Source organism: Flexivirga endophytica, assembly GCF_014640635.1.
In the GTDB taxonomy this organism is placed as follows: Bacteria; Actinomycetota; Actinomycetes; order Actinomycetales; family Dermatophilaceae; genus Flexivirga; species Flexivirga endophytica.
Genome location: NZ_BMHI01000005.1, coordinates 248,788 through 274,389, shown reverse-complemented (window position 1 = coordinate 274,389; position 25,602 = coordinate 248,788). Strand labels below are relative to the sequence as shown.

The window sequence follows — 25,602 nt, the reverse complement described above, 5'->3', positions numbered from 1 at the left end:
CTTTTGTTGACAACGCAATTCGCGCGGGGCCCCCATGTGGGGACACCCGCGCGAAGTGGTATGACGAGGACCGGTCAGACCGGCTGGGCCGAGGGTTTCCAGCTCGGTCGAGCAGATTCGAAATTTGTGATCTGATCCGCGTGTCGCAACGTCAGACTGATGTCATCGAGGCCCTCGAGCAGGCGCCAGCGGATGTAGTCGTCGACCTCGAAACCGAAGACGTGCTCGCCCGCGACGACGGTCCGCTGCTCGAGGTCGACCGTCACCTGGGTCCCCGGCTCGTTCTCCAAGAGCTTCCAAAGCAATTCGATGTCCTCCTGGCGAAGCTGAGCAGCCAAGAGCCCTGCCTTGCCGGCATTGCCACGGAAGATGTCGGCGAAGCGCGACGACAGGACGACCCGGAAGCCGTAGTCCATCAATGCCCAGACCGCGTGCTCACGTGATGACCCCGTGCCGAAGTCCTGCCCTGCGACGAGCACCGAACCATCAGCGAACTGTGGGTTGTTCAGGACGAACGTCTCGTCACCCCGCCAGGCAGCGAAGAGACCGTCCTCGAAGCCGGTGCGGCTGACCCGCTTCAAGTAGACCGCGGGGATGATCTGGTCGGTGTCAACGTTGCTGCGCCGCAACGGAACTCCGACGCCGGTGTGCTGAGTGAATTTCTCCATGCTCTGTCGCTCCTCTTCGCGGCTCAGTTGCTCGTGACAAGATCGGACGGACTCGACAAGGTGCCGCGCACCGCGGTCGCGGCGGCGACCAACGGGCTGACCAAGTGCGTGCGACCGCCCTTGCCCTGGCGGCCTTCGAAGTTGCGGTTGGAGGTGGAGGCGCTGCGCTCCCCCACTGCGAGTTGATCGGGGTTCATACCCAGGCACATCGAGCACCCGGCCAGCCGCCACTCGGCGCCCGCATCGGAGAAGACCTTGTCCAGTCCCTCGCCTTCGGCCTGCAGTCGAACCTTCGCCGACCCCGGCACGACCAGCATCCGCACCCCGTCGGCGACCTTGCGGCCCTTGATGACGTCGGCAGCTGCCCGCAGGTCCTCGATGCGACCGTTGGTGCACGATCCGAGAAACACTGTGTCCACGTGGATTTCGCGCAGCGGCATACCCGGCGTCAGGCCCATGTAGTCAATGGCGCGCTGCGCGGCGGCCTTGTCGTTCTCGCCGGCGAAGCTCTCCGGATCGGGCACCACGGCCGAGAGCGGCAGCCCCTGCCCGGGGTTGGTGCCCCACGTGACGAAGGGTGTCAGGGCGCTGGCGTCGATGTTGATCTCGGCGTCGAAGACGGCGTCCTCGTCACTGACCAGTTGCGACCACGACTCGACGGCGGCGTCCCAGTCGGCACCCGTCGGAGCGTGATCGCGTCCCTTCAGGTAGGCGAAGGTCGTCTCGTCCGGCGCGACCATTCCGGCACGTGCGCCGGCCTCGATCGACATGTTGCACATGGTCATTCGGGCCTCCATGGACATCTCACGCACCGCCGAGCCGCGGTACTCGAGCACGTAGCCCTGCCCGCCGCCGGTCCCGATCTTGGCGATCACGGCCAGGATGATGTCCTTCGACGTGACGCCATCGGGCAGCGTGCCGTCGATGTTGATCGCCATGGTCCTGAAGGGATTCAGCGGCAGCGTCTGGGTGGCCAGTACATGCTCGACCTCGCTGGTGCCGATGCCGAACGACAGCGCGCCGAAGGCACCGTGGGTCGAGGTGTGGCTGTCGCCGCACACGATCGTCATACCCGGCTGGGTCAACCCGAGCTGTGGTCCGATGATGTGCACGATGCCCTGCTCCGCGTCACCCATCGGATAGAGCCGGACACCGAACTCCTTGCAGTTGGTGCGCAGCGTCTCGACCTGGGTCCTGCTCACCACATCGGTGATCGGGCCGGGGGTCGTGGGGACGTTGTGGTCCTCGGTCGCGACGGTGAGGTCCGGCCGGCGCACCTCCCGGCCGGCCAGTCGGAGTCCCTCGAACGCCTGCGGACTGGTCACCTCGTGGATGAGGTGGAGGTCGATGTAGAGCAGATCCGGCTCGCCGTCCGCCTGACGTACGACGTGCTGCTCCCAAACCTTTTCTGCCAACGTGTTTCCCACGTCGGACCCTCCTTCATCGAGCCTGATCCGTAGGCGGAAGTCGCCCAGGATTTGCGTGTTGCCGACCGAGCCTGACCGCGAAACTCACCCCAAGGACTTGCGTCTCGCGGACTGAGACGTCAGTATCAGTGCATGGACAACTCTAGCGGAGTCGGCGTTCTGGACAAGGCCGCCGTTGTGCTTTCTGCCCTCGAAGCCGGCCCGTCAACCCTCGCCCAACTGGTCGCACACACCGGACTCGCCCGCCCCACGGCCCATCGACTGGCCGTCGCGCTCGAGCACCACCGCCTGGTCGCTCGGGACGTACAGGGCCGGTTCATCCTCGGTCCGCGGCTGGCCGAACTCGCCTCCGCGGCCGGCGAGGACCGGCTGCTGGCTGCCGCCGGTCCGGTGCTCGGCGCCCTGCGCGATCACTGCGGAGAGAGTGCACAGCTCTACCGCCGCCAGGGCGACCAGCGCATCTGCGTCGCAGCCGCGGACCGCCCGATGGGGCTGCGCGACTCGATCCCGGTCGGCGCGACGCTGACCATGCAGGCCGGATCCGCCGCGCAGATCCTGCTCGCCTGGGAGGAGCCGGACCGGCTGCACCGCGGGCTGCACGGCGCGAAGTTCACCGCCACCATGTTGTCGGCCGTCCGGCGTCGCGGTTGGGCCCAGAGCGTCAGCGAGCGCGAGCAGGGCGTCGCATCCGTCTCGGCACCTGTGCGCGGACCCTCGGGTCGCGTCATCGCGGCTGTCTCCATCTCCGGCCCGATCGAGCGGGTCTCGCGTCAGCCCGGCCGCCTGCACGCGGGCACCGTCGTCGCTGGCGCGAACAAGCTCACCGAGGTGCTCGCGCGGGCGCATGCTGCCACCGCGCGGCGCGGCGAGTCCGCCTGATCACGACTCAGCACGAGACTGCGCGGCGCGTTCGGAAAAGTCCGAGCGTGCTGCGCAGCGCCGCATCCACCACGCGATCGCCGACGCTATCCGTGAATCCCCTTGTACCACTTGTCGACGGCCGCTCGGCTCGTCGCGAGGTCGGCACCCGTGCTGTCGCGGTAGAGCTTGATGGCGAGGACCTTCTTGCCCCTCACGATGGCGCCGCCGACCGCCACGCGCGCTTCGTGCGTCAACCGCAGGTCGGACTCCTCGATCTGTTCGGCCGTCACCTCGGTAGCACCGGCGCGCCGTGCACGTGCCAGCCAGACGACGACGGCCACCACGACCAGCAACAGCACAACCCAGATCCACACGCGCCGAGACTACCTACCGGCTCAGCCCGGCATCCGTCCACTCACCAGTCGGGCGATGTATGCCGCCGCCTCCTCACGCTCCAGCCCGTGCGTCGCGATGAGTCCGCGCTCGATGGTCGCGGCATACGCCGGTGATGGCGGTTGCTCCTGCACGTGCACGGTCGCCGGGAACGTGAAGGTCAGCACCGGTTCGTCCTCGATCGCGCCGGCGACCAGGACCCGGTCGTAGAGGTCCTCGCCGGCGACCCATTCACCGGCCCCGATCAACTCGGCCAGCGGCAGCTCGCCGCCGACGGGCAGGTGGCGTTCCTGGAACCACACGTCCGCGAACTGCTCCACCGTCAGGCGATACGCCGTGGCCAGCGACGGGCCCGCATCCTGCGGATCGTAGAAGGCCGTGCCACCGCCCCAGACACTCGACTCCCCGCCGAACAGAACTCGTCCGGGCAACGACGTCGGGCGGCAGCCGGTGGGCATCGCGGTGTCACGGCATCCTGTGTAGGTCCGCCGTGCGCCCTCGGGCCGGCCACCACTGACGTAGCAGTCGAACCGCTGCGGCGAGAGATTGGATCCGTACGACGCATACCAGACGTGTGTGGCCATGCTTCGATCATCACTCACCGCACCGATTCCAAACGGCCGGGGCACGGCCGCTCAGGAGCATGCGTCACCGGTCGCGTAGCGCCCCTGGCCCGGCCGAGCACACAGGCTGCAGCGCCGAGCACGAGACCGCCCAGCACGCCGGCATCCGGTCGGTCACCGACCAGCACCCAGCTGAGCACCGCCGACACCGATGGTATGACGGCGAAGAGCATCGCCACCTGACCGGCACCGCCGCGACGCAACGCTGCGAGATAGAACGTCATCCCCAGCAACGAGCTGAAGATGATCATCGCGGCCATCGACCACACGGCCTGCGCCGGTCGGTCGACCTGCATCGGACGGGTCGCTGCGAAGACGATCGCCGCCGGCACGGACGCGAGGATCCCGACCCCGGCGCTCATGATCGGATCGACCCCGCGCACATAGCGCTGCTGGTAGACCCCGCCGAGCGACAGCCCCAACACCGCGATCAGCACGCCGACCACGCCCACGCCGACGGACCCGGCCGACCCCAGCCGGCCGGCGAAGGCGACCAGGACGGCTGCGACGGCGAGGACGAGAGCCAGCACCCGCCGGCGATCCAGCTGCTCCCCCAGCATCGGCCGGGAAAGTGCCGCGGTGACAACGGGATTCATCGAGATGATCAATGCAACGAGCACCGGCGACATACCCAGGCTGAGAGCTTCGTAGCAGCCGATGAACTGCACCGCCTGGATGAGCAACCCGACGACCGCCACATGGCCCAACTGAGCACCACGCGGCCACGGCACCCCGCGCCGCGCGGCGAGCAACAGCAGGATCGGCGCCGACACCGCGAAGCGCACGAGCAGCACCAACCCCGGCGACATCGCCTGAACGGCGAGCGCTCCGACGGGATAGCCGAGGGCGTAGAGGACGACGACGACGGTCGACAGACGCAGTGAGAGCTTCACGTGTCCATCGTCGATCGCCAGGCACGCCCACGTCCAACAATGATCAGTGATCATTATCGATCAGCATTGCTGTTCAGTTATGGTGACTGCATGACGGCAACGCTCGACATCACCCCGCTGCGCTCCCTCGTGGCCATCGCCGGCGCCGGCGGCTTCCACCGGGCTGCCATGACCCTGCACCTGACGCAATCCGCGGTCAGCCAGCACGTGCGCAGGCTCGAGCAGGCGACCGGTCGGCAGCTGGTCGAACGCAGCGGGCGCCAGACCCGGTTCACGCCCGACGGCGACCAACTGCTCCGCAGCGCCCGGCGCATCCTGGCCGCGCACGACGACGCCGTACGGCTCTTCGAGAGCCCGGACTCGCGCACCCTCACGATCGGTGCCTCCGAGCACGCCGCCGAGATGCTGCTGCCGGAGATCTCCGGCGCCCTGCGTGAGGCACTCCCGAGCACCGGATTCCGCTTCCGGCTCGACCGCACCGCACACGTCGAGCGCGCCCTCGAGGACGGCGTCGCGGATCTGATCGTCCTCGCCGAGCTCGCGACCCCGGCGCCGGCCGAGCGCAGTCGCCTGCGGCTGCGTTGGTTCGCCGCGCAGGACTTCCGGGCACCGACCGACGGACCGCTCCCGGTGATCGCCTTCGACGAGCCGTGCATGCTGCGGCGACCGACATTCGACACGCTGTCAGCGGCCGGCAGGGAGCACGAACTCGTGGTGGAGGTGTCGAACCTCTCCGGCGGTTACTCGGCCGCTCGCGCCGGCCTCGGCGTCATCCTGCTCCCCCACATCGGCCGTGCACCCGAGGGTCTCGTCGAGCGCACCGAGTTGCCCCAGCCGCCCGAGGTTCGTATGTCGGTGCGCACCGCCCCAGCGACTCCTGCCTCAGCCGTCCGCGCGGTCACGAGGGCCGTACGGCAGGCGATGCAAGGCTGAGATACCGGTGGCAATTACGAAAGCGCCCGAGTCCTGGAGGACTCGGGCGCTTCGTCTCTACGTGACCCCAGCGGGATTCGAACCCGCGTTACCGCCGTGAGAGGGCGACGTACTAGGCCGCTATACGATGGGGCCGCGACCGGTGAAACCATACCCGCAACCGGGTGATTTCGCCGAATCGGCGATCTCTCGCCGATGGCTGGGGTACCAGGACTCGAACCTAGACTAACTGAACCAGAATCAGTCGTGCTGCCGATTACACCATACCCCATGGGGGTATCACTTCATCGTTGGCCTGACGCCGTCCGACGAGGTGAACCGAGGCGAAACACTACCCGGTGGAAGGCGTTGCGCCCAAATCGGGGACCTCGAGTCCGTCGACGACCGGCGACACCTCCGCCAGCGACGTGATGAACGGCACATCCAGCGGAGCCCCCGGCGTGTTGTCGCCGCGTCGTCGCAACCAGATCGGGTGCAGTCCGGCGTCCCTTGCGCCCACGATGTCCGCCTCCCACTCGTCACCGATGTATGCCGTCCGGCTCGGCTCGCTGCCCAGGCGCTCACAGGCCGCCCGGAAGACCCGCGCATCGGGCTTGCCGAAGCCGAGGGTGTCCCGCGTGACGAGCGCGCCGAAGCGATCAGCCAGGCAGGTTGCCTCGAGCTTCGGCAGCGTCGCGTCCTCCGACGAGTTGGTGAGTGCGCCGACCGCGATGCCGACTTCGTCGCACGCGCGCAGGAAGGGCAGCACGTCGTCATACCGGTGCTGACGCGCCAGGAAGGCGGGGCGGAACGCCTCCTCGTACATCTCGAGGGCACGCGACGGCACCGGCAGCCCGTGTGCCGCCCCGACCTCGGCCAGCCGGTGCGCACGCATCGTCTCGAAGTCGAGCTCGCCGGCGGTGTAACGACGGAAGAAGCCACCCGGGTCGGTCCGGAAACGCACCGAGGCGTGCTCGTGCCACTGCGGGTCCTGCTCGGGCCATACCGCCGCCATACCGACGACGCCCGCGCCGATCATGGCCGATGTGGTGTCGACCAGCGTGTCGTCGATGTCGAGCAGGACCGCCTTCGTCGGCAGCCGAAGAGGCTTCATTCGCAGTGCTTTCCGATCGGGAGCGGCTCAGACGGTCGCGCGCAACGCCTTCAGCCGGCGTAGCGTCGACTCCTTGCCCAGGATCTCCATGGACTCGAAGAGCGGCGGTGAGATGCGCTGCCCGGACACCGCGGTGCGGATCGGACCGAACGCCAGCCGCGGCTTGATACCGAGCCCGTCGACGATGGCGGCCCGCAACGCCTCCTCGAGGCGCGCAGCGGTCCACTCGCGTCCGCTGCCGTCCGGGTTGCCGATGGCGCCGCTGATCGGCTCCAGTGCGGCGATGGCCGCATCGAGCACCTCCGGGGCGCTCTCCTTCAGCTGCTTGCGCGCGTCCTCGGCGATCTCCAGCGCATCGTCGGCGACATAGAAGGGCGCGACCAGCGGGGTCGCCTCGGAGAGCAGATTGATGCGCGTCTGGATGAGCGGCACGATTTCGTTCAACCGACCGAGCTCCGGCAGGGACGCCGGCTGCGGCAGGGCGCCATCACGCTGCAGGAACGGCAGCAGCCGTTGCGCGAGGTCCTGCTCGGTCAACTCGCGCAGGTAGTGCCCGTTGAGCCACAGCAGCTTGTCGAGGTTGAAGACCGCGCCCGCGGGGTTGATCTTGCCCCAGGCGAAGTGCTCGCTGAACTCCTCGAAACTGAAGGTCTCGCGCTCGGTCCCATCCCCCTCGATGATCGGCGGATGCCCTTGCAGTGCAAGGAAGTTGACCAACGCCTCGGGCAGGTAACCCTGCTCCTGGAACCAGGTGAGCTTGGCCCACGGACTCTTGCGCTTGGAGATCTTCGCCTTCTTCTCGTCACGCAACAGCGGGATGTGCGCGAACTGCGGCGCCTCCCAGCCCAGCCACTGATAGAGCAGGATGTGCTTGGGCGTGGAGGAGATCCATTCCTGGCCGCGGACCACGTGGGTGATCTTCATCAGGTGGTCGTCGACCACGACCGCCAGGTGGTATGTCGGGAAGCCGTCCGCCTTAAGGATGACCTGGTCGTCCGGGCGTGGTGCCTTCGTCGGGCCCATGATCAGGTCGTCGAACTGCAGCGGCGCGTCGTCGGGGATGTGCATCCGCACGACCGGTGTCTCGTTGAAACCGGGCAGCTTCGCCCGCTCCTCCTTGGTCTTGCCCAGGCACATCCGGTCGTAACCGGTCGGCTGCTTGGTCTTCTGCTGGACCTCGCGCATCTCCTTCAACCGCTCGCTGGAGCACCAGCAGTGGTAGGCGTGGCCATCGGCGATGAGCTGCTCGACATACGGGCGGTAGGTGTCCAGGCGCTCCGACTGCTTGTACGGCGCGAAGGGGCCGCCCTTGTCCGGACCCTCGTCCCAGCCGAGCCCCAGCCAGTGCAGCGTGTCGTAGAGCTGCTGCTCGCTGTCCTCCTGGAAGCGTGCGCGGTCGGTGTCCTCGATGCGCAGGATGAAGCTGCCACCCTGCTGGCGCGCGAACGCGAGATCGAAGATCGAGACGTATGCCGTGCCGACGTGCGGGTCGCCGGTCGGTGACGGCGCGACGCGCAGGCGTGGCTTGCGGACGGATTCAGCTGCAGGCGAGGTGCTCATGATGCCCGAATCCTATTGCCTGGCGAGATCACGCCGGGCAAGGCGTCGGGGTCCCGGCTAGAGCGCAGGGGAGGAACTTCGTGGGGTGACCTACAGCAATACTCCGGCCAGCGACTCCTGCATCCAGGTGAGGAAGTCGTAGTAGAGGCCGATGGCCAGGCGTGGGTCCTCCGCGGCGTCCGCCCCCGCGTCGGACAGGTCGTCCTGCAGCCGTTCGCTGTCCTCGTCGGTGCGCAGCCGCAGCCGCTCGCCCAGGGCGAGCCGCACGTCCGCCAGCCCGACGAGCAGCGCCTGCGCCTGACCGAGATCGAGCTCCAGCTTGTCGCGTGCGCTCGGCTGGTCGAGCGCCTCGATCGCGGTGGTCAGTGTGGCGACCTTCCGCTGACGCAGGCTGTGCTCGGTCAGCGCGCGGAACTCCGCCGCCATCTCGGGGTCGTCACGGTGCCCGTCGGGCAGCAGTCTGGCCAGCGCCGGATCACGGCGCGCCAGTTCCTCCGGATCCGGTGCGGTGCCGAGACCGGCGAACATGTCCTCGACCGGGTCGCCGCTCAGGCCCCCGCTCGGTGTGAGCAACTCGCGGGTCTGGTCCAACAGTTCACGCACGATGGTGCGTTCGTTCTCGTCAAAGCGCGCGACGACCCGAGAACCCTTCCGCTTGAACGCGGTTGCCATCAGGAGTCCTTCTCGAAGGTGGCCCACAGGCCGTATCCCTGCATCGCCTCGGTGTCGGTCTCCATCCGCTCCCGTGGTCCGCTGGAGACCACCGCACGGCCTTCTCGGTGGACCGTCATCATCAGCTTCTCGGCCTTCGCCTGCGAGTACCCGAAGTAGTTCTGGAACACCCAGGAGACATAGGACATGAGGTTGACCGGATCGTTCCAGACGATCGTCACCCAGGGCTGATCGGTCTGCTCGATCGCCTCGACGTCGAGGTCGACGTCGGGCGAGGCATGCTCCGGGGGTGCAACAGACACGCTCCCAACGATAGGCAAGACCCGCACCAAGAACGAAGGCTGCCCTAGAGTGACGCAGGTGACCACACCCGCGGGCGCGTCCACCGCGCTGCTGACCGACCACTACGAGCTGACGATGCTGAGTGCGGCGCTGCGTGACGGAACCGCCGAACGCCGCAGTGTCTTCGAGGCTTTCGGGCGAAGACTGCCCGACGGACGACGGTATGGCGTGGTCGCCGGCACCGGTCGGCTCCTCGACGCGTTGCAGCAGTTCCGCTTCGCCGACGCCGAGCTGAACTTCCTGCGCGAGCACAAGGTCGTCGACGACCCGACGCTCGCCTGGCTCGCGTCATACGAGTTCACCGGCGACATCTGGGGCTACGCCGAGGGGGAGGTCTACTTCCCCGGCTCGCCAATGCTGGTCGTCGAGTCGACCTTCGCCGAGGCGGTCGTGCTGGAGACGCTGGTGCTGTCGATCCTCAATCACGACACCGCGATCGCGTCCGCCGCCAGCCGGATGACCGCTGCTGCCGAGGATCGCCCGTGCATCGAGATGGGTTCGCGCCGCACGCACGAGGAGGCCGCCGTCGCCGCGGCCCGAGCGGCATACATCGCCGGGTTCAGCACGACGTCCAACCTCGAGGCCGGCCGTCGGTATGGCGTCCCCACGACCGGCACGGCAGCGCACGCGTTCACCCTGCTGCACGATGACGAGCGCACGGCGTTCCAGTCGCAGGTGGACACCTTTGGGCCGAGCACCACGTTGCTGGTCGACACCTACGACGTGCCCAACGCCGTGAAGCTGGCCGTCGAGATCGCGGGCACCGAGCTCGGCGGGGTGCGCCTGGACTCCGGCGACCTCCTGCAGCAGGCCCGTGAGGTCCGCGAGCAACTGGACTCCCTGGGGGCTACCGCCACCAAGATCGTGGTCACTTCGGACCTGGATGAGTTCGCCATCGCTGCACTGCAGGCCGGACCGGTCGACGGATACGGCGTCGGGACTCAGTTGGTCACCGGATCCGGTGCTCCCACAGCGGGATTGGTCTACAAGCTCGTCTCGCGCGAGGACTCTGCCGGCGAGCTGCAGGGTGTCGCGAAGAAGAGTAAGGACAAGACGTCGATCGGCGGCCGCAAGTTCGCGCTGCGGCGACGCGACCCACAGGGCATCGCAGAGGCCGAGGTCATCGGCATCGGCACCCCACCGACCGACGACGGCGACGACCGGTCCCTGCTGGTCCCGCTGGTCGAGCACGGCGAGCGCGTCTTCACCGCGAGCCTGGATGATGCCCGCAAACACCACGGCACCTCTCGGGGAGAATTGCCGCCGACCGCCCGACAGATGTCAAGGGGCGAGCCGGTCATTCCGACGATCTATGAGCAATGACACGAACGAGAAGGAAGTCATGACCAGCATCGAGCTGATTGACGGCGAAGGCGCCGCTCCCTACGCCGATCGCATCTTCGCCCTGTACGACACGGTTTTCGGCCGGTTCCCCGACAAAGCCGTATGGCGCGAGCAGCTCTTCGACCGCGACCGGACGCGCGACGGCTACCGGCTGGCGCTGGCCCTCGACGGCGAAAAGGTGCTCGGCTTCGCGTGGGGCTACCGCGGCGAGCGTGGTCAGCACTGGCCGGACCTGGTGGCGCGCACATTGCCCGAGCTGCCGGCGGAGTGGGTACGCGACCACTTCGAGCTGGTCGAGCTCGCGGTCGATCCCGGTGCGCGTCGACAGGGCCTGGGTGTCGGTCTGCACGATGCGTTGCTCGACGGTCTCACCGGGCGTGCGCTACTGGGCACCACCCTCGCGGTCGACGACCCGGCGCTGCGCCTCTACAAGTCCCGCGGCTGGAGCACGTTGGGTCACCTGCAGGACAACCGCCAGGTCATGGGCGCATACCTACCCCTTCCTGTCCCGTCTCGAACTGCTGGTTGAGGCCTGCAGGAACCGAAGCATGACCCGCATCGACATCGTCGACGGCGAGGCCGCCACTGCGTATGCCGCACCCGTATTCGCCTTGTACGACACGGTTTTCGGCGACTTCCCCGACGAAGACGCGTGGCGGCAACAGATGTACGACCGGCACCGCGCGCGTGACGGCTACCGCCTCGCGGTCGCGCTCGACGACGACCAGTTGGTCGGTTGCGCCTGGGGCTATCACGGCGACCACGGGCAATTCTGGCCGAACCTGGTCGTCCGGACACTGCCGGACGTCGCAGCGGAGTGGATCGGCGGTCACTTCGAGTTCGTCGAGCTGGCCGTGGCCCCTGCGGCGCGGCGCCGCGGCGTCGGCCATCGCCTGCACGATGCGTTGCTCGAAGGGCTCACCGGCCGTGCGCTGCTGGGCACCAGCTCGGGCGACGACGACCCAGCCGTCCGGCTCTACCGTTCGCGAGGCTGGCGGACCCTCGGCCTGCTGGACGCCGAGCGTCAGGTGATGGGTCTCGTTCGGCCCTGATGCGTCCGCCCTGGGCCCTCACGTCGTCCAAAGGGCAGGACACCGGTCACGATCCGGTCCTACGGTGGGTCGGTGGGCACTGACACGACATTCGACGTCCGGCCTCTCACGCCCGAGACCTGGCCGCTGTTCGACGCGCTGGTGGAGCGACACAACGGGATCTTCAGCGGGTGCTGGTGCGTGAAGTTCCTTCCCGAGCGAGAGGGTCACGAGCCGGGCTACGACGGCAACCGGGCATACAAGAAGTGCGTGGTCGAGGAGGGCACCAACCACGCGGCGCTCGTCATACACGACGGCGGGGACGGGCCGGAGGCGATCGCTTGGGCGGAGTACGGCCCGCCGGCCGAGCTGCCCGATATACACCACCGCAAGCAGTACGACGCCGAGAAGGACGGCGACCCGGACTACCGGATCACCTGCGTATTCGTCGATCGGAGATTCCGCCGACGCGGGATCACCGAGATGGCGATCCGGGGTGCTCTGGACCTCATCGCGCAGGACGGTGGCGGCGTGGTGGAGTCCTATCCGCACGACCTGACGCATCAGACCAAGAAGGTGTCGTCGTCGTTCCTCTACAACGGCACCCGCCGGCTCTACGAGCGACTCGGTTTCACCTACGTCCGCCCGAAGGGCCTGAAGAACTGCGTGATGGCGCTCGAGGTGCCGGGTCGACCGTGACGATCGGCGACGCCGTGTTGCTGCGACAAGGACGGCCGTACGATGTGCCGTATGGCACGCGCGCTGGTGATGGTCGACGTCCAGAACGACTTCTGCGAGGGCGGGTCGCTCGCGGTGGACGGCGGGATCGCCGTCGCCGAGCGCATCGCGTCGTACGTCGACGAGCACGGCGACACCTACACGCAACTCGTTGCGACTGCAGACTGGCACATCGACCCGGGCAGTCACTGGTCGAAAACACCTGACTTCGTGGACAGTTGGCCGGTGCACTGCGAGGTCGGCACTCCCGGCGCGGACTTCCGGACCGAAGTACAGCCGGTCATCGCGCAGGTGGCGGCGATCTTCCGCAAGGGCCAGTACGAAGCGGCATACAGCGGCTTCGAGGGCGCGACTGAGCAAGGTGTCGGCCTGACCGGCTGGCTGCGCGAGCACGACATCGACGAGGTGGACGTCGTCGGCATCGCCACGGACCACTGCGTCCGGGCGACCGCCCTGGACGCCGCCAAGGGCGACTTCACGACGCGGGTCCTCATCGGACTCACCGCGGGAGTCGCGCCCGAGTCGACAGCGCGAGCGCTCGAGGAGTTCCACGCCGCGGGAATCACCGTCGTCGACTGAGCCGGCGATCCGGTCGACCATGAGCTCGATCAACTCGGTCGTCCCGGAAACGTATCCGTAGAGGGTCATGACCCCCCACGCCGATCTCCGCCGCCTGAGATCCCCCGCGCCCCCTTCGCCGAGAGGACAGCCGATCGTCGAAAGGACAGCCGATTCCGGGCACAATCCGTCCCAACGCCTGTCCTCCCGGTACAACGCCTGTCCTCTCGGTACAACACCTGTCCTCTCGGCGCAGTGGAAGGCCACGATTCGTGGCATCAGTCAAAGGTGCATTCACGGGAACATCCGTTCACGATCGGTAGTTGCGACAGGATCGCCGTACATGTACCGAGGGAGTGCTGTGCCCGGAACAACCACCCGACAAGCGGACGCGCTGCACCAGGAACAGGAGACTGTCGACGACGCCTACCTGCGCAGGGAGGAGCTGCTGCAGGAGGTGGAGCAGGATCTCGAGGCAGCCCCACGCGACGCGGTCGAGGCCGCCCGCATCACCAGTCTGCGGCGGCGCAGGTCCGACCTCCGGCATGCCGAGTCCGGTCTGGTCTTCGGTCGGCTCGACGCGACCGACGGCACCAGTCGGCACCTCGGCCGCGTGGGCCTGCCGCGCGCCGACGACGACTCCGAGCCGCTCGTGCTCGACTGGCGAGCGCCGGCAGCTCGCCCCTTCTACACGGCGACCCCTCTGGACCCGCAGGGTCAGCGGCGCCGCCGGCACATCCGCACCGAGGGCCGCCGAGTCGTCGGTGTTGACGACGAACCCCTCGACGCGGGCGGATCCGAGGGCGAGGAGTTGGTCGGCGAGGGCGCACTGCTCAACGCCCTCTCCGCACGCCGCACCGGCAAGATGGGCACCGCCGTCGCGACGCTGCAACGCGAGCAGGACGCGATCGTGCGCGCCGACAGCGACGGGCCGCTGGTCGTGCAGGGCGGCCCGGGCACCGGAAAGACGGTGGTCGCGCTGCACCGCGTCGCCTATCTGCTCTTCAGCAACCCGGACCTGGCGAGCCAGGGTGTGCTCGTCCTCGGGCCGTCCCGACGCTTCCTCGACTACATCGCCCAGGTGCTCCCCGCCCTCGGTGAGACCGCGGTGGTGCCCGCCACCTGCGACACCCTCGTGCCAGGGGTCGCCGTGGAGCGCGACGAGTCCCGCGCCCTCGCGGAGCTGAAGGGGCGAGTGTCCTGGCAGGACACGCTCACGGCATACGCCCACTCCCTCGTGCCCGCGCCGGAAGCACTGCACTTCCTCCTCGACGGTGAGCCACACACGTTGCCACTGCGGCAGATTCGTCGTGCGGTGGACGCGGCCGTCAGCGGGCGGGACCTGCATGCCGCACGGCGCTGGTTCGTCGAGAACGTGCACGATCTCCTCACCGATGCCGTGGTCGAGCACCACGACGAATTGCTCGCCCGCGTGGAGGAGGGACTCGAGGACATCCTCGAGCGGGTGGATGCCAGCCAGGCGAAGTCCGACGATCGTGGCGTCCACACCGGCGCCACCGGCGGGCACGTCGACGGGACGCTGAGCGATCACGACATCGAGCAGTTACGGATACGAATCGCGAACGACCGCAGTGTTGCCGGCGTGCTCGACGACTTCTGGCCGTTGTATGACGCCCGGCTGACCCTGCGGGATCTCCTCGGCGACGACGCGGCGCTCAGCGAGTTCGCCGACTGGCTCGACCCGGACCAGCGGGCACTGATCGCGGGCGAGCCAGCGCCCCTCGCGTCCAGCGACATCGCCCTGTTGGACGCGGTCTCGGAGCTGCTCGGCCCGATCGCGGAGATCGACGACCAGGGCGAGTTCCTGGCGGATCGCGCTGCGGCCAGAAGGGATTGGGCCTATGGCCACGTGGTCGTCGACGAAGCGCAGGAGCTGTCCGCGATGCAGTGGCAGATGATTGCGCGCCGTGTCCCATCCCGGTCGATCACTGCGGTGGGCGACATCGACCAGACGGAGGCGGCGCATCGGCACACCTCCTGGGAGGGGGCGATCGCACCCGTCTTCGGTGAGCGCTGGAGGCGCAGCGATCTGACAATCTGCTACCGGACACCGCGCGAAGTCATGGTCCTCACCGGCGCCGTGCTCGCGAAGGCCGGTAGCCACAACGAGCCGCCCCGCGCAGTCCGTGACTCCGGTTTCGAGCCGTGGACGGTGCAGGTGCGCGACGCCGAACTCGCAGCCACCGTAAGGGAGTCGGTGGACGCGATGGCCGCCCGCTGGCAGGGCGGCAGCGTGGGCGTGGTCGCGCCGCAGGCACGGGTCACAGCGCTGCGCGAGCAGCTGCCGGATGTCGTCGTGCTCGCGGCCACCGAAGCCAAGGGGCTGGAGTGGGATGCCGCCCTGGTCGTCGACCCGGACGGCATCACCACTGAACCCCGCGGCTGGAACGGCCTGTATGTCGCCCTGACCCGCTGCACGCAGGAGCTGGGCCAGGTCGTTTTGCCGGCTAGGAGATGACGATCGGCGTGCTGCCCGAGACCAGCCGCCAGTCGACGGTGTGGAACGACGACGGGTCGATGGTCTTGTTGGCCGTCACCCAGTCGATGATCAACTGCCGAATCTCGTTCTGCCGGTTGTAAACAACCTCGGCGGTGGTCACGCCCGGGAAGCCGCCGCCACCGGACTGCCGGTAGTTGTTGATCGCGATCACGTAGCTGTCACCGTCGGCCACTGGCTTGCCGTCATACGCCAGGTTGCGGATGCGGTTGCCGGCCGGGACGCTCAGGTCGATGTCGTAGGTCAGCGCGGCGTCCAGACCGCCCATGACGTCGTAGTTGTAGTCCGGCGTGCCGTTGGGCGCAGTCGGGGTGACGGCGTTGGTCACGTCGTCCATGGCGAACGGGCCGGTGCCGCTGATCTGCTTGAAGTAGGTCACAGACGTCTCGAGATAGGCCTTGACCTGCTTGCCGGTGAACTTGATGCCCAACAGCGTGTTGTCGTAGATGTAGAGGCCGGCGACGTCGCGGACGGTCACGTCTCCCTCGGGAATGACCGCGGTCCGGCTGAACGGTGCCGCGATCGAGAGCACCGGGGTGTTCTCGTCGGCGGTGCCGGCCAGGCCTGCCTTGACCGCCTGCGCCTGCACGAGATTGATGAAGTCGACCGCCGCTGCGTCCTCGACGCAGGCCCGCGCACCGCTCATCGTCTCCGCGCAGGTGCCGATCACGCCGTTGACGTAGGTGCGCACCTTCTCGTGCGGGGTGCGCAGGATCTTGGCGATCGTGGGGTCCTCCGGCGCGGTGTTGGAGTTCAGCAGCGTGGCCGCCGAGCTGGCGACCTCCCACTGGCCGCGGTTCTTGCGCAGGTTGAGGTCCATCACCGTCACGCGCTCGCCGAAGCACAGCGGCTCGGACAGCAGGACCTGCTTGCCGGTCTGCTCGTTGGTCACGAATCGCTGCGGGATCTCCACGTGTGCGTGGCCGACGAGGATCGCGTCGATGTCCGGGACCTGTTGTGCGAGAAGCGTGCTCGCGTTCTCCGGGTAGGGCAACGCATCACCGTATGACGAGGACGTGTCCGCACCGGAGTGGCACGACACGACGACGATGTCGGCGCCCTGGCGCTTGACCTCGGGGATGACCAGCTTGGCCTGCTCGACGATACCGTTGAACTTGACCTTGCCCTCGACGTTGGCCTTGTCCCAGATCGCGACGCCGGGCGTCACCAGCCCGACGATGCCGACGGTCACCGGCTTGTGGCCGGGCACCTGCACCCGCTTCAGCGTGTATGACGGAAAGACTGCCTTCCCGGTGTTCCAGTCCAGCGCGTTCGCGCCCAGCAACGGGTGATGCAGCTGGCTCTGGAAGGTCCGCAGCAGGTCCATGCCGTAGTTGAACTCGTGATTGCCGAGGGCCGCGGCGTCATACCCGATCTGGTTCATTGCCAGCGCCATCGGGTGGATGACGTCCTTGCCGATCGGCTCGATCTTGGCGTAGTAGTACGCCAGTGGCGTGCCCTGGATCGTGTCGCCGGCATCCAACGTGATGCAGGTGCCCGCGCCACGCTCCTCACGAACCGCCTGGATCAGCGTGGCGCACTTCGCGGCTCCTACGTCGTTGTGCTTGGCGTCGTCGTACTCGGTGTCCTTGAAGTAGTCCCAGTTGTAGACGTGCCCGTGCAGGTCCGTCGTGCCCAACACGGTCAGGCGCAGTTCGTGCGCCGAGTTCGGCGCAGCGGCCGCCGACGGTGCCTTTGCGACTCCCACGATCCCCGCACCTCCGATCATCGTCATGGCAAGCAACTGGCGGCGACTGGCGGTGTTTCTGACGACGGGGTGCATGGAATCTCCTTCAAGGATCGGGCACCGGGCGGATCGCGCTCGGCAACTGGACCACGCTAGCGGCGTTCGACGGCGAAATCCCGGTAAACGCCACAGGTCTGCCCCACGGACACCTTCGGCATAGCCAGAGCTGCTGAGCTCAGCTGTGCTTGCCGCCGACCCAGCTCCAGGCGTACTTGCCGTCGTCGGTCGCGCTACCGGCCTCACCCAGCTCCATCGGCCGGAAGGTGTCGACCATGACCGCGAGCTCGTCGAACTCGTGCACGCCGATCGACTTCTCGTAGGCGCCCGGCTGCGGTCCGTGCGCGTGACCGCCGGGGTGCAGCGAGATCGAGCCCTTGCCGATGCCGGATCCTTTGCGCGCCTCGTAGTCGCCGTCGACGTAGAACATGATCTCGTCGCTGTCGACGTTGGAGTGGTAGTAGGGCACCGGGATCGACGCCTCGTGGTAGTCGACCTTGCGCGGCACGAAGTTGCACACCACGAAGTTGGTGCCTTCGAAGACCTGGTGCACAGGCGGTGGCTGGTGCACCTTGCCGGTGATCGGCATGAAGTCGGCGACGTTGAACGCGTAGGGGTAGAGGCAGCCGTCCCAACCGACGACGTCCAGCGGGTGGTAGGGGTAGGTGTAGATCGTGCCGACGATCTGGCCACCGACGCCACGATGCTTCACGTAAACCTCTGTGGGAGCTGAGGATTCGGCGCCGATGTCGTCCGCGAGAAGCGGCCCGTCGGGGCCGCGCAGGTCACGTTCGCAGTATGGCGCGTGCTCCAGCAACTGGCCGTAGCGCGACAGGTAACGCTTCGGCGGCGCGATGTGCGAGTTGCCCTCGATCGCGTAGACCCGCAGCGGCTCGGTGAATCCTTCGTCCCCCGAGGCGACCGGCAGCCAGCGGTGCGTCGTCGCGCGCGGCACGATCAGATAGTCACCCTCGGCCACGTCGAACGCGCCGAAGACCGTCTCGACGCGCGCGGCACCGCGCTCGACATACACGCACTCGTCACCGATCCCGTTGCGATACCAGGGACTTGGCGCGTCGGCGACGACATACGAGATGCGCACGTCGCCGTTGCCCAACACCAACCGGCGTCCGGTGACGGCGTCGACGCCGGTGTCGTCGTCACCGAAGAGGTCATGCAACTTGAGGTGCCGGGGCAACAGCGGATGATTGGGCTGGGTGTCCAGGGACCAGGTGAAGTCCCACGCCTTCGCGTCGGAGATCGCTGACGGCAGGCCGCGGTGGTAGAGCAGCGACGAGTCGCTGGAGAATCCCTCCTCCCCCATCAGCTCCTCGTAGAAGACGCTGCCGTCCGGCCGCCGCAGTGCGGTGTGTCGTTGCCGTGGCAGCTGTCCCATCGATCGGTAGAACGCCATTGTTCTCCTTCTTTCCCCGTCAGTTCCTCGTTGCGGGCTTGTGGCCCGTCGCAAGCGCGGCCGGGTCGCTGGCTACGGTGGCAACATGCCCAGTCTGCCCACCCGAACGCTGTTCACTCAGTTGGTCGACGACGCGGCCGTCTTCCCACCGGGAAACTTCTCGCTCTCCGAGGCTATCGAGCGCCGCTCCGCGCGTCGCGGCACCCCGGCATCCGATTTCGTCGGCCCGCTGCTGTTGCCGCCTCCGTTGATCGACGAGGCGCTCGAGGACCACAGCGGCCTGGTCATCGGTGTCATCGGCCGCAGGGAGACGCCGATCGCGGAGGTTGTCGCCGCCGCCGGAGACGTGGCTGATGCCGCCGGTCATGCACTGGCCGGCGTCGAGGTCGCCGCGGTCGACGGCTGGGAGCAGGTGCTCGACCTGTCGGTGCCGGTCGCCGTCGAGGTGTCGGCCGGTGCCGCAGGCCGCGTTCTGCTGCCGGACCTCGCCGAGCACGACGGTCAGGTCGTCGCGAAGCTCCGCACCGGTTCGACCCCGACCAACGCCGTTCCGTCCACAGCCGACACCGCCGCATTCATCACCGAGTGCGTGCAACTCGGCCTCGCCTTCAAGCTGACCGGCGGACTGCACCGCGCGATCGCGCACACCGCCGATGACGAGGAGCAGTTCGGCTTCCTGGGCATATTGCTGGCCGTCCACTCGGCACTGCTCGGCGACGACGTCGCCGCGGCGCTCACCGACCGCGACGAGGCATCGATCGGCAGCGCCGTCCGGGCACTCTCCGAGGCTGATGCCGTCAACGTGCGCAATGTCTTCACCAGCTTCGGCTGCTGCGACGTGCTCGACCCGATTCGCGACCTGGCCGCCCTCGGCCTGATCTGAGGAAGGATCACATGAACGGCACCGAACTCTGGGGCATCGACAATCTCCCGTATGGCGTGGCCAGCACCGCCGACGGCGGTGCTCAGGTCGTCACGCGGCTGGGCGACGACGTCATCGAGCTGGCGACCCTGGCCAAGGCGGACAGCGTCCGCAAGTGGGCCCGAATCTTCGACAACAGTTCGCTGAATCCCTTCCTGACACAAGGTCGTTCGTCCTGGTCCGCGGCGCGCGAGTGGTTGCAGGCCATCCTGCGGGACGACGAGCGCAAAGGACTCGTCGCGGCAGCTACCAAGCCCCTCGCCGACGTGACATTGCATCTGCCGGTGCAGATCGCGGACTACGTCGATTTCTACGCCAGCGAGCAACACGCCACCAACGTCGGATCGATCTTCCGTCCCGACGGTGCCGCGCTCACCCCCAACTGGAAGCACCTGCCGATCGGCTATCACGGACGCTCCGGCACCGTCGTGGTCTCCGGCACCGACGTCGTGCGACCGGTCGGTCAGCGCAAGGGCAAGGACGACCCCGAGCCGCTCTTCGGCCCGAGCGTGCGCCTCGACATCGAGGCGGAGGTCGGCTTCATCGTCGGCGGCGAGACCGAGGTGGGCACGCGCGTATCGGTCGACGAGGCCGGCGAGCACCTCTTCGGCGTCGCGCTGTTCAACGACTGGTCGGCACGTGACATCCAGGCCTGGGAATACGTGCCCCTCGGTCCGTTCCTCGGCAAGTCGTTCGCCTCGACACTGAGCCCGTGGATCACCCCGATGGAAGCGCTGAAGGCGGCGAAACTCCCGCTGCCGGCACAGGATCCGAAGCCGTTGGACTACTTACGCGGTGACGATCTCTTCGGTCTCGACCTCGAGCTCGAGGTGCGCCTCAACGACACCGTCGTGTCGCGTCCGCCATACAAGAAGATGTACTGGAGCCCGACCCAGATGCTGGCGCACCTGACGGTCAACGGCGCGAGTCTGCGCGACGGCGACCTCTTCGCGTCCGGCACGGTTTCCGGGGACGCGCGAGACCAGCGTGGCAGTCTGCTGGAGCTGGCGTGGAGCGGCAAGGAGCCGGTCCGGCTGGACGACGGCACCGAGCGCAGCTTCCTGGAGGACGGCGACATCGTGACGATCACCGCGACCGCGCCCGCTCCCGACGGTGGCCGGCTCGCCCTCGGTGAGGTCAGCGGCCGGATCATCCCGAGCGTCTAGGTCACCCGGCGTCTCTTCCGCCGCCGATATTCGCGGGCGTCTATCGTCCGACGTATGGCGGCGGCAGCTGGGCCGTCTGCGGCGTCTTGGGCGCCCGTGCGCTGACGACGTATGTCTTGGCGGCCTTGTCGTGCAACGACTGCGCGTTGCCGTCGCCGAGCGGCACGAGGCCGTCGACAAGGCTGAAGACGGTGCCCAATGACGCGACGAACGGCACCAGTGAGGTGATGTTGCTGACGCCCTTGACCACCGCACGCAACGCGGACGCACTCAGGTCGGGCTTCGCGGTCGAGGCCGCGCCACGCACGCGCACCCCGCAGATCAGGTGCCCGAGCGTCTGACCGCGCCAGGCGACGAGGCCGATCTCGTAGACCAGGTAGAGCAGCAGCGCGGCCACCGGGAACTGCCACGGCACGTCGTAGATCGCGTCGGGCACCGGCGGCTGCGATCCGCCGTTCTCGGCTGCGGTGATCAGATCGCCGTACCAGTCGGTGATGGTGGTGACCCACGGCTCCAGCCAGGTCCAGGAGATCGCCACGGCGACGATCGACAGCAGGATGTTGTCGATGACGTAGGCGAACAGTCGCCGCCACCAGGACGCCGTCGGCTCGCCGTCCGGGGTCGTCTTGACCGGCTTCGGGGCGTAGCCCTGCTGATGTGCGTATGGCGACTGCGGCCCGCCCGGGTACTGCCGCGAGTGCGGCTGATCGGTGGGCTGGTAGCGACGCAACTGCGGTCGCTGTCCGTACCCGCCGGAGACCTGTGCCTCTTCCGCTGCGCGCTTGCGCTCCTGCTCGTCTTCGTACTGTCGCCGCGCGTCACCGATGCGGGACCGGTCCAGACCCGGCTTCACCTTCGGCATCGTCCGGCCGCTCCACAGGATGCCGTCCCAGTAGCGAAGCTGGTCCGGATCCTGGGGGTCGTCATACCAACCCGACGCGCGTTCGCTCATGATTCCCCATCCTCTCATTGCGTCCGGTGGCCTCGCGCGGGGAGGCGGGCGACCGAACGACCACGCGCCTCCTCCCCCAAGTAGGGAAGGAGGCGCGTGTCGCGATGACGGTGACTCAGACCCCAGGGGCCAGCTTCTCCTCGTCCTCGTCGATGATCTCCTCGGTTTCGTTGAGGATCGCCTCGACCCGCTCCTTCGGCAGCTGGCAGTACCAGGCGAGAGCCAGGACAACTGCCGTCAGAACGATGTTGGCGACGATGCCGCCGTTGAAGCCGTAGACGTCGGCCTGGCCGGCTTCCTTCGTGTCGGAACCGGAGTAGCTACCGAGGTAGCTGACCAGGGTGATCCCGGCGAACCACACCAGCACCCACCAGCCGTATTTGAACTCCAACTTGGGAGCCCGGCCCTTGTCCATCGCCTGGAAGATGCCCAGGAAGATGTAACCGATGGCGACTGCCGCCATCATCTTCCAGACCTGGTCCCAACCGGCCCAGTACATGATCAGGTTGGTGGCCAGCAGAGCCAGCGGAGCGATGACCCACGGCATCCGACTGCGGTAGGGACGCTCCATGTCCGGCAGCTGCTTGCGGAAGGTCAGCAGCGCGATCGAACCACTACCGAAGGACAGCACGGTGAGCGAGGTGACGATGGAGACCAACTGCTGCCAACTCGGGAACGGCAGGAAGAAGATCGAGCCGGCGATCCACGCGAGGATGAGGCTGACCCACGGCACGCCGTTGTTGTTGACCTTCGCCAGCTCCGCGGGTGCGTTGCGGTTACGACCCATCGCGTAGGACATGCGCGCGGTGACGCTGGTGTAGATCAGGCCGGTGTCACCGGGGCTGATGAATGCGTCTGCGTAGAGCAGTCCGGCCAGCCAGCCCATGCCGAGGAAAGTGGCCAGCGCGGCGAGTGGGCTGAAGTTACCGGCAGAGGTGCCGGTCTCGATGGCGTTACCGACACCGGACCAGCCGTTCTCGGCCAGCGCGGACGGGTCGAGGGCTCCGATGAAGGCGACCTGCAGCAGGATGTAGAGAACACCGCAGATCAGGATCGAGCCGATCAGCGTCAGCGGGACGTTCTTCTTCGGGTTGTCGGTCTCACCGGCCAACTCGATGCCCTGGCGCCAGCCGAGGAAGGAGAAGGCGATACCGGCCGCCGGGATGGCTTCCATCGCCCCCTTGATGCCGTTCGGCGCGAAACCGCTGCCGTCCTTGACGGTCGCGGAGAAGTTACCGCTGTGGAACGCAGCGATCATGATCGCGACGATCACCAGGACGATCATGATGAGCTTCCACCAGACCAGCACGTTGTTGATCCGGGCGAACCACTTCACGCCCAGGAAGTTGATCAGCACGAAGAGGCCGAGCATAAGGATGGCGACGACCAGACCGGCCGGCTTCAGCGTGCCGTTCGGGTTCTCCAGCCAGTGGATGTATGACGACGCGTAGGTCAGCACTGCCGAGACCTCGACCGCGGCGACCGAGGCACACGCCAGCCAGGTGATCCAGCCGAAGGAGTAGCTGGCGAACGAGCCCCACGCGTAGTGCGGGTAGCGCGCGACGCCGCCGCTTCGCGGCATCATCACGCCGAGCTCGGCGTAACTGAGTCCGATGAACAGGAACATGATTGTGCCGACGACCCATGACAGGATCGCGGCCGGTCCGGCCAGGCTGGAGGCGTGCAGCGAGCTGAACAGCCACCCCGACCCGATGATCGAGCCGATGGCGGTGAAGAGGAGTCCGATTGTGCCGAACTCCTTCTTGAGATGCGGATCATCTCCAGCGATGTTGTCTACCTTGTCGGTGTCAACACTCATAGTTGTGCATCATCCCTTTCGGCTCCCATGCACGGTGCAAATTTCATGTCATGCTCCGCCGAGCACCACAACCTGTGAACTGTGACACACTCCGAGAGCGATAGCACGCTAGTCCCCCAAACTCTTGAAACGTCAAGCGGCACACCGAAGCTCTCCCAAATTGAGACCAACCGACGAGTAGGCGCACCCGCATGCTGAAGCTGCTGCTGCTGCTACACCTGCTGACGGCGATCTTCGCGATCGGGCCGCTGGTTCATGCGGTGACCACCGCTTCGCGCGGTCTGCGGCAGGCGGACGCGCTCGCGATCGGCTCCTCGGCGCGGATGGCGAAGATCTACTCGATGGCGTCGGTGTTGGTCGTCATCTTCGGCCTCGGGCTGATGTCGCAGAAGCGTCGCGGGAAGGAGCTCGGCTCGTTCGGCGACACCTGGATCTGGCTCTCGTTGCTGCTGTGGGTGATTGCGGTCGTAGTGACCTTCGTGGTCGTCGTGCCGGCCCTGGAGCGCGCCGCCGACACCATCCGGAGCGGCGCCGAAGACGCAGCCGGCGGCGATCTGCAGACCGCAGTGAAATCACAGACCGCGCTGGTCGCCGCCTCCGGTGGCGTCGTCGGCATCATCTTTGCGGTCATCGTGGTGCTGATGGTCTACCGACCGGGCAGCTGACCCAACATGACGCCCGACGAGGTCGCCGAGTTCCTCGTGACACTGCCCGGCTGCAAGCGCAAGGGCACCAGTGCGGTCCCCGCCTGGTACGTCGACAATCGGATCGTCGCACGCCTGATCGCCTCCGACGAGTTGATGATCCGCTGTGCGTTCGACGTGCGCGAGCGGCTCGTGACCGATCATCCGGACACCTTCGGCGTACCGCCGAGCTACGACGCGCACATGAAGGTGCAAGCGATGTTGTATGGCGACAGCGGCGCCATACAACACGCGTTGCGGCAGGCGTGGGAGATGCAGCGCAGCTCGTGACGTGCGGCCGCACAGCACCTTCGGTCAGCTGCAAATAGGGCCGCCGGTCAGCGAACCGGTGCTAGCGTCGACTGATTCGTATGACGGGCAGGACCATGACGACAGACGACACCCCGATGGGGTTCGATGCAGAAGGCATGTGGGACTCCGTCGCGGCCGAGTGGGACGCCAGGGGTGAGTGGCACGCCGGCGTCACCCGCCCGCTGACCGACGCGATGGTCGAGGCTCTCGCACCACGGGACACCGACACGGTGGTCGAGCTCGCGTGCGGACCGACGGCAGACATAGCGACAGCAGTGGCTGAGCGGCCAGGATTCGCCGGCACCGTCCGCGCCGGAGACCTCTCGCTGCAGATGGTCGCGGCGGCCGAACGGCGTTCCTACGGCAAGAGATTGGACATCTCGTTCGAGCAGTTGGACGTCACCGCCCTCACGCTCGCGGACGACAGTGTCGATCGGGTGGCGGCCCGATGGATCTACATGCTGTTGCCCGACCCGTTGCAGGGCCTGCGGGAGGCCGACCGTGTGCTGCGACCCGGCGGACGCCTCGTCTTCGCGGTGTTCGCAGCGGCCGCGGCGAATCCGTTCTTCATGCTTCCCGGGTCCGTCCTGGCCGAGCACGGCTTGTTCCAGCCGCCCGCACCTGGGCAGCCCAACATGTTCGCACTCGCCGACGAGGACGGCACCCATCAACTGGCGCGCGATGCCGGCTTCACCGCGACCTCGGTCCAAGACGTCCCACTGACCTACCGGTTCACCGACCCGGATGACCTGTGGTCGTGGGTGAGCGACTTCGCAGGCCCGATCTCGATGGCTCTGCGCGCGCAGAGCCAGGGCACTCGGGCACAGCTGCGCGGCGAGATCGAGAAGCGTGCGGAGCGCTTTCGTGACGGCGCCGGATATGCCCTGCCCGGCCTCGCGCGGGTGTTCACGGCAGCGCGCTGATCGCCGACACCGA

The 25,602-nt window shown here is 67.4% G+C and carries 26 protein-coding genes and 2 tRNA genes; 13 read left to right on the top strand and 15 right to left on the bottom strand.

The annotated features are described in order from the left end of the window. Positions 1–74: 74 nt before the first annotated feature. Positions 75–668 (bottom strand): 3-isopropylmalate dehydratase small subunit, encoded by a 594-nt coding sequence (leuD, locus tag IEX71_RS16550; RefSeq protein ID WP_188838149.1) that lies wholly within the window; start codon positions 666–668, stop codon positions 75–77. A gap of 23 nt (positions 669–691) precedes the next feature. Continuing rightward, the gene (gene leuC / locus IEX71_RS16545; protein ID WP_188838148.1) at positions 692–2,095 is read right to left on the bottom strand and encodes a 3-isopropylmalate dehydratase large subunit; all 1,404 of its coding nucleotides are present in this window, start codon (positions 2,093–2,095) and stop codon (positions 692–694) included. A 132-nt stretch (positions 2,096–2,227) separates the two neighbouring features. Here leuC and IEX71_RS16540 point away from each other — a divergent pair, with 132 nt between their 5' ends. Continuing rightward, positions 2,228–2,974, top strand: coding sequence for an IclR family transcriptional regulator (locus tag IEX71_RS16540; protein WP_188838147.1), 747 nt, complete (start codon positions 2,228–2,230; stop codon positions 2,972–2,974). A gap of 86 nt (positions 2,975–3,060) precedes the next feature. Here the strand turns inward: IEX71_RS16540 and IEX71_RS16535 are convergent, their stop codons facing one another. From IEX71_RS16535 to IEX71_RS16525, 3 genes are read right to left on the bottom strand one after another with little or no spacing between them, the layout of a single operon-like run. After that, positions 3,061–3,330 (bottom strand): hypothetical protein, encoded by a 270-nt coding sequence (locus IEX71_RS16535; protein ID WP_188838146.1) that lies wholly within the window; start codon positions 3,328–3,330, stop codon positions 3,061–3,063. Between the two features lie 21 nt (positions 3,331–3,351). Continuing rightward, the gene (locus tag IEX71_RS16530) at positions 3,352–3,933 is read right to left on the bottom strand and encodes a histone deacetylase (RefSeq protein WP_188838145.1); all 582 of its coding nucleotides are present in this window, start codon (positions 3,931–3,933) and stop codon (positions 3,352–3,354) included. A gap of 14 nt (positions 3,934–3,947) precedes the next feature. Continuing rightward, a complete protein-coding gene (locus IEX71_RS16525; RefSeq protein ID WP_229749806.1) occupies positions 3,948–4,865 on the bottom strand; it encodes a DMT family transporter in 918 nt (305 codons plus the stop codon). 90 nt (positions 4,866–4,955) lie between these two features. On the opposite strand from IEX71_RS16525, the gene IEX71_RS16520 reads away from it, so the two are divergent. After that, positions 4,956–5,798, top strand: a complete 843-nt coding sequence (locus tag IEX71_RS16520; RefSeq protein ID WP_188838143.1) for a LysR family transcriptional regulator — start codon at positions 4,956–4,958, stop codon at positions 5,796–5,798. Positions 5,799–5,860: 62 nt separating this feature from the next. On the opposite strand, the gene IEX71_RS16515 is transcribed toward IEX71_RS16520, so the two are convergent. From IEX71_RS16515 to clpS, 6 genes are all read right to left on the bottom strand, one after another. After that, positions 5,861–5,933 (bottom strand) — tRNA-Glu (locus tag IEX71_RS16515). A 61-nt stretch (positions 5,934–5,994) separates the two neighbouring features. Then, positions 5,995–6,069, bottom strand: a tRNA-Gln gene (locus IEX71_RS16510). A gap of 60 nt (positions 6,070–6,129) precedes the next feature. Further along, positions 6,130–6,891, bottom strand: coding sequence for an HAD family hydrolase (locus IEX71_RS16505; RefSeq protein ID WP_188838142.1), 762 nt, complete (start codon positions 6,889–6,891; stop codon positions 6,130–6,132). A gap of 27 nt (positions 6,892–6,918) precedes the next feature. Next, positions 6,919–8,451 carry a glutamate--tRNA ligase gene (gltX, locus tag IEX71_RS16500; RefSeq protein ID WP_188838141.1) on the bottom strand — a complete coding sequence of 511 codons (1,533 nt, stop codon included), beginning with the start codon at positions 8,449–8,451 and terminating at the stop codon, positions 6,919–6,921. Positions 8,452–8,541: 90 nt separating this feature from the next. Then, positions 8,542–9,123: a DUF2017 domain-containing protein gene (locus IEX71_RS16495; protein ID WP_188838140.1), complete on the bottom strand. Its 582-nt coding sequence runs from the start codon at positions 9,121–9,123 to the stop codon at positions 8,542–8,544. Next, entirely contained in the window at positions 9,123–9,425 is a 303-nt protein-coding gene (gene clpS, locus IEX71_RS16490; RefSeq protein WP_188838139.1) for an ATP-dependent Clp protease adapter ClpS, read from the bottom strand. Before clpS ends, IEX71_RS16495 begins: the two co-directional genes overlap by 1 nt. A gap of 58 nt (positions 9,426–9,483) precedes the next feature. Here clpS and IEX71_RS16485 point away from each other — a divergent pair, with 58 nt between their 5' ends. From IEX71_RS16485 to IEX71_RS16460, 6 genes are all read left to right on the top strand, one after another. Then, positions 9,484–10,788 carry a nicotinate phosphoribosyltransferase gene (locus IEX71_RS16485; protein WP_188838138.1) on the top strand — a complete coding sequence of 435 codons (1,305 nt, stop codon included), beginning with the start codon at positions 9,484–9,486 and terminating at the stop codon, positions 10,786–10,788. Positions 10,789–10,807: 19 nt separating this feature from the next. Beyond that, on the top strand, positions 10,808–11,338 hold the full coding sequence (locus IEX71_RS16480) for a GNAT family N-acetyltransferase (RefSeq protein ID WP_188838137.1): 531 nt from the start codon (positions 10,808–10,810) through the stop codon (positions 11,336–11,338). 19 nt (positions 11,339–11,357) lie between these two features. Continuing rightward, positions 11,358–11,861, top strand: a complete 504-nt coding sequence (locus IEX71_RS16475) for a GNAT family N-acetyltransferase (protein WP_188838136.1) — start codon at positions 11,358–11,360, stop codon at positions 11,859–11,861. A gap of 72 nt (positions 11,862–11,933) precedes the next feature. Then, the gene (locus IEX71_RS16470; protein WP_188838135.1) at positions 11,934–12,539 is read left to right on the top strand and encodes a GNAT family N-acetyltransferase; all 606 of its coding nucleotides are present in this window, start codon (positions 11,934–11,936) and stop codon (positions 12,537–12,539) included. 51 nt (positions 12,540–12,590) lie between these two features. Then, a complete protein-coding gene (locus IEX71_RS16465) occupies positions 12,591–13,157 on the top strand; it encodes an isochorismatase family protein (RefSeq protein WP_188838134.1) in 567 nt (188 codons plus the stop codon). A 340-nt stretch (positions 13,158–13,497) separates the two neighbouring features. Then, positions 13,498–15,615 (top strand): HelD family protein, encoded by a 2,118-nt coding sequence (locus IEX71_RS16460; protein WP_229749805.1) that lies wholly within the window; start codon positions 13,498–13,500, stop codon positions 15,613–15,615. Here IEX71_RS16460 and IEX71_RS16455 read toward each other — a convergent pair. Both IEX71_RS16455 and IEX71_RS16450 read right to left on the bottom strand, forming a co-directional pair. Continuing rightward, a complete protein-coding gene (locus tag IEX71_RS16455; RefSeq protein ID WP_188838132.1) occupies positions 15,605–17,437 on the bottom strand; it encodes a bifunctional metallophosphatase/5'-nucleotidase in 1,833 nt (610 codons plus the stop codon). The genes IEX71_RS16460 and IEX71_RS16455 overlap by 11 nt on opposite strands. Positions 17,438–17,576: 139 nt before the next feature. After that, positions 17,577–18,812: a homogentisate 1,2-dioxygenase gene (locus IEX71_RS16450; RefSeq protein ID WP_188838131.1), complete on the bottom strand. Its 1,236-nt coding sequence runs from the start codon at positions 18,810–18,812 to the stop codon at positions 17,577–17,579. A gap of 85 nt (positions 18,813–18,897) precedes the next feature. Here IEX71_RS16450 and IEX71_RS16445 point away from each other — a divergent pair, with 85 nt between their 5' ends. Both IEX71_RS16445 and fahA read left to right on the top strand, forming a co-directional pair. Continuing rightward, positions 18,898–19,695 carry a hypothetical protein gene (locus tag IEX71_RS16445; RefSeq protein ID WP_188838130.1) on the top strand — a complete coding sequence of 266 codons (798 nt, stop codon included), beginning with the start codon at positions 18,898–18,900 and terminating at the stop codon, positions 19,693–19,695. A gap of 11 nt (positions 19,696–19,706) precedes the next feature. Further along, the gene (fahA, locus tag IEX71_RS16440) at positions 19,707–20,900 is read left to right on the top strand and encodes a fumarylacetoacetase (RefSeq protein ID WP_188838129.1); all 1,194 of its coding nucleotides are present in this window, start codon (positions 19,707–19,709) and stop codon (positions 20,898–20,900) included. Positions 20,901–20,940: 40 nt separating this feature from the next. Here the strand turns inward: fahA and IEX71_RS16435 are convergent, their stop codons facing one another. Then, a complete protein-coding gene (locus IEX71_RS16435) occupies positions 20,941–21,852 on the bottom strand; it encodes an RDD family protein (RefSeq protein ID WP_188838128.1) in 912 nt (303 codons plus the stop codon). Between the two features lie 115 nt (positions 21,853–21,967). Then, on the bottom strand, positions 21,968–23,671 hold the full coding sequence (locus IEX71_RS16430; RefSeq protein ID WP_188838127.1) for an APC family permease: 1,704 nt from the start codon (positions 23,669–23,671) through the stop codon (positions 21,968–21,970). Positions 23,672–23,862: 191 nt separating this feature from the next. Between IEX71_RS16430 and IEX71_RS16425 the strand changes: the two genes are divergently transcribed. From IEX71_RS16425 to IEX71_RS16415, 3 genes are all read left to right on the top strand, one after another. After that, positions 23,863–24,336 carry a DUF2269 family protein gene (locus IEX71_RS16425; protein WP_188838126.1) on the top strand — a complete coding sequence of 158 codons (474 nt, stop codon included), beginning with the start codon at positions 23,863–23,865 and terminating at the stop codon, positions 24,334–24,336. Positions 24,337–24,342: 6 nt separating this feature from the next. Beyond that, positions 24,343–24,645, top strand: coding sequence for a hypothetical protein (locus IEX71_RS16420; protein ID WP_188838125.1), 303 nt, complete (start codon positions 24,343–24,345; stop codon positions 24,643–24,645). Between the two features lie 80 nt (positions 24,646–24,725). Then, on the top strand, positions 24,726–25,589 hold the full coding sequence (locus IEX71_RS16415) for a class I SAM-dependent methyltransferase (protein ID WP_188838124.1): 864 nt from the start codon (positions 24,726–24,728) through the stop codon (positions 25,587–25,589). Positions 25,590–25,602: the final 13 nt, after the last annotated feature.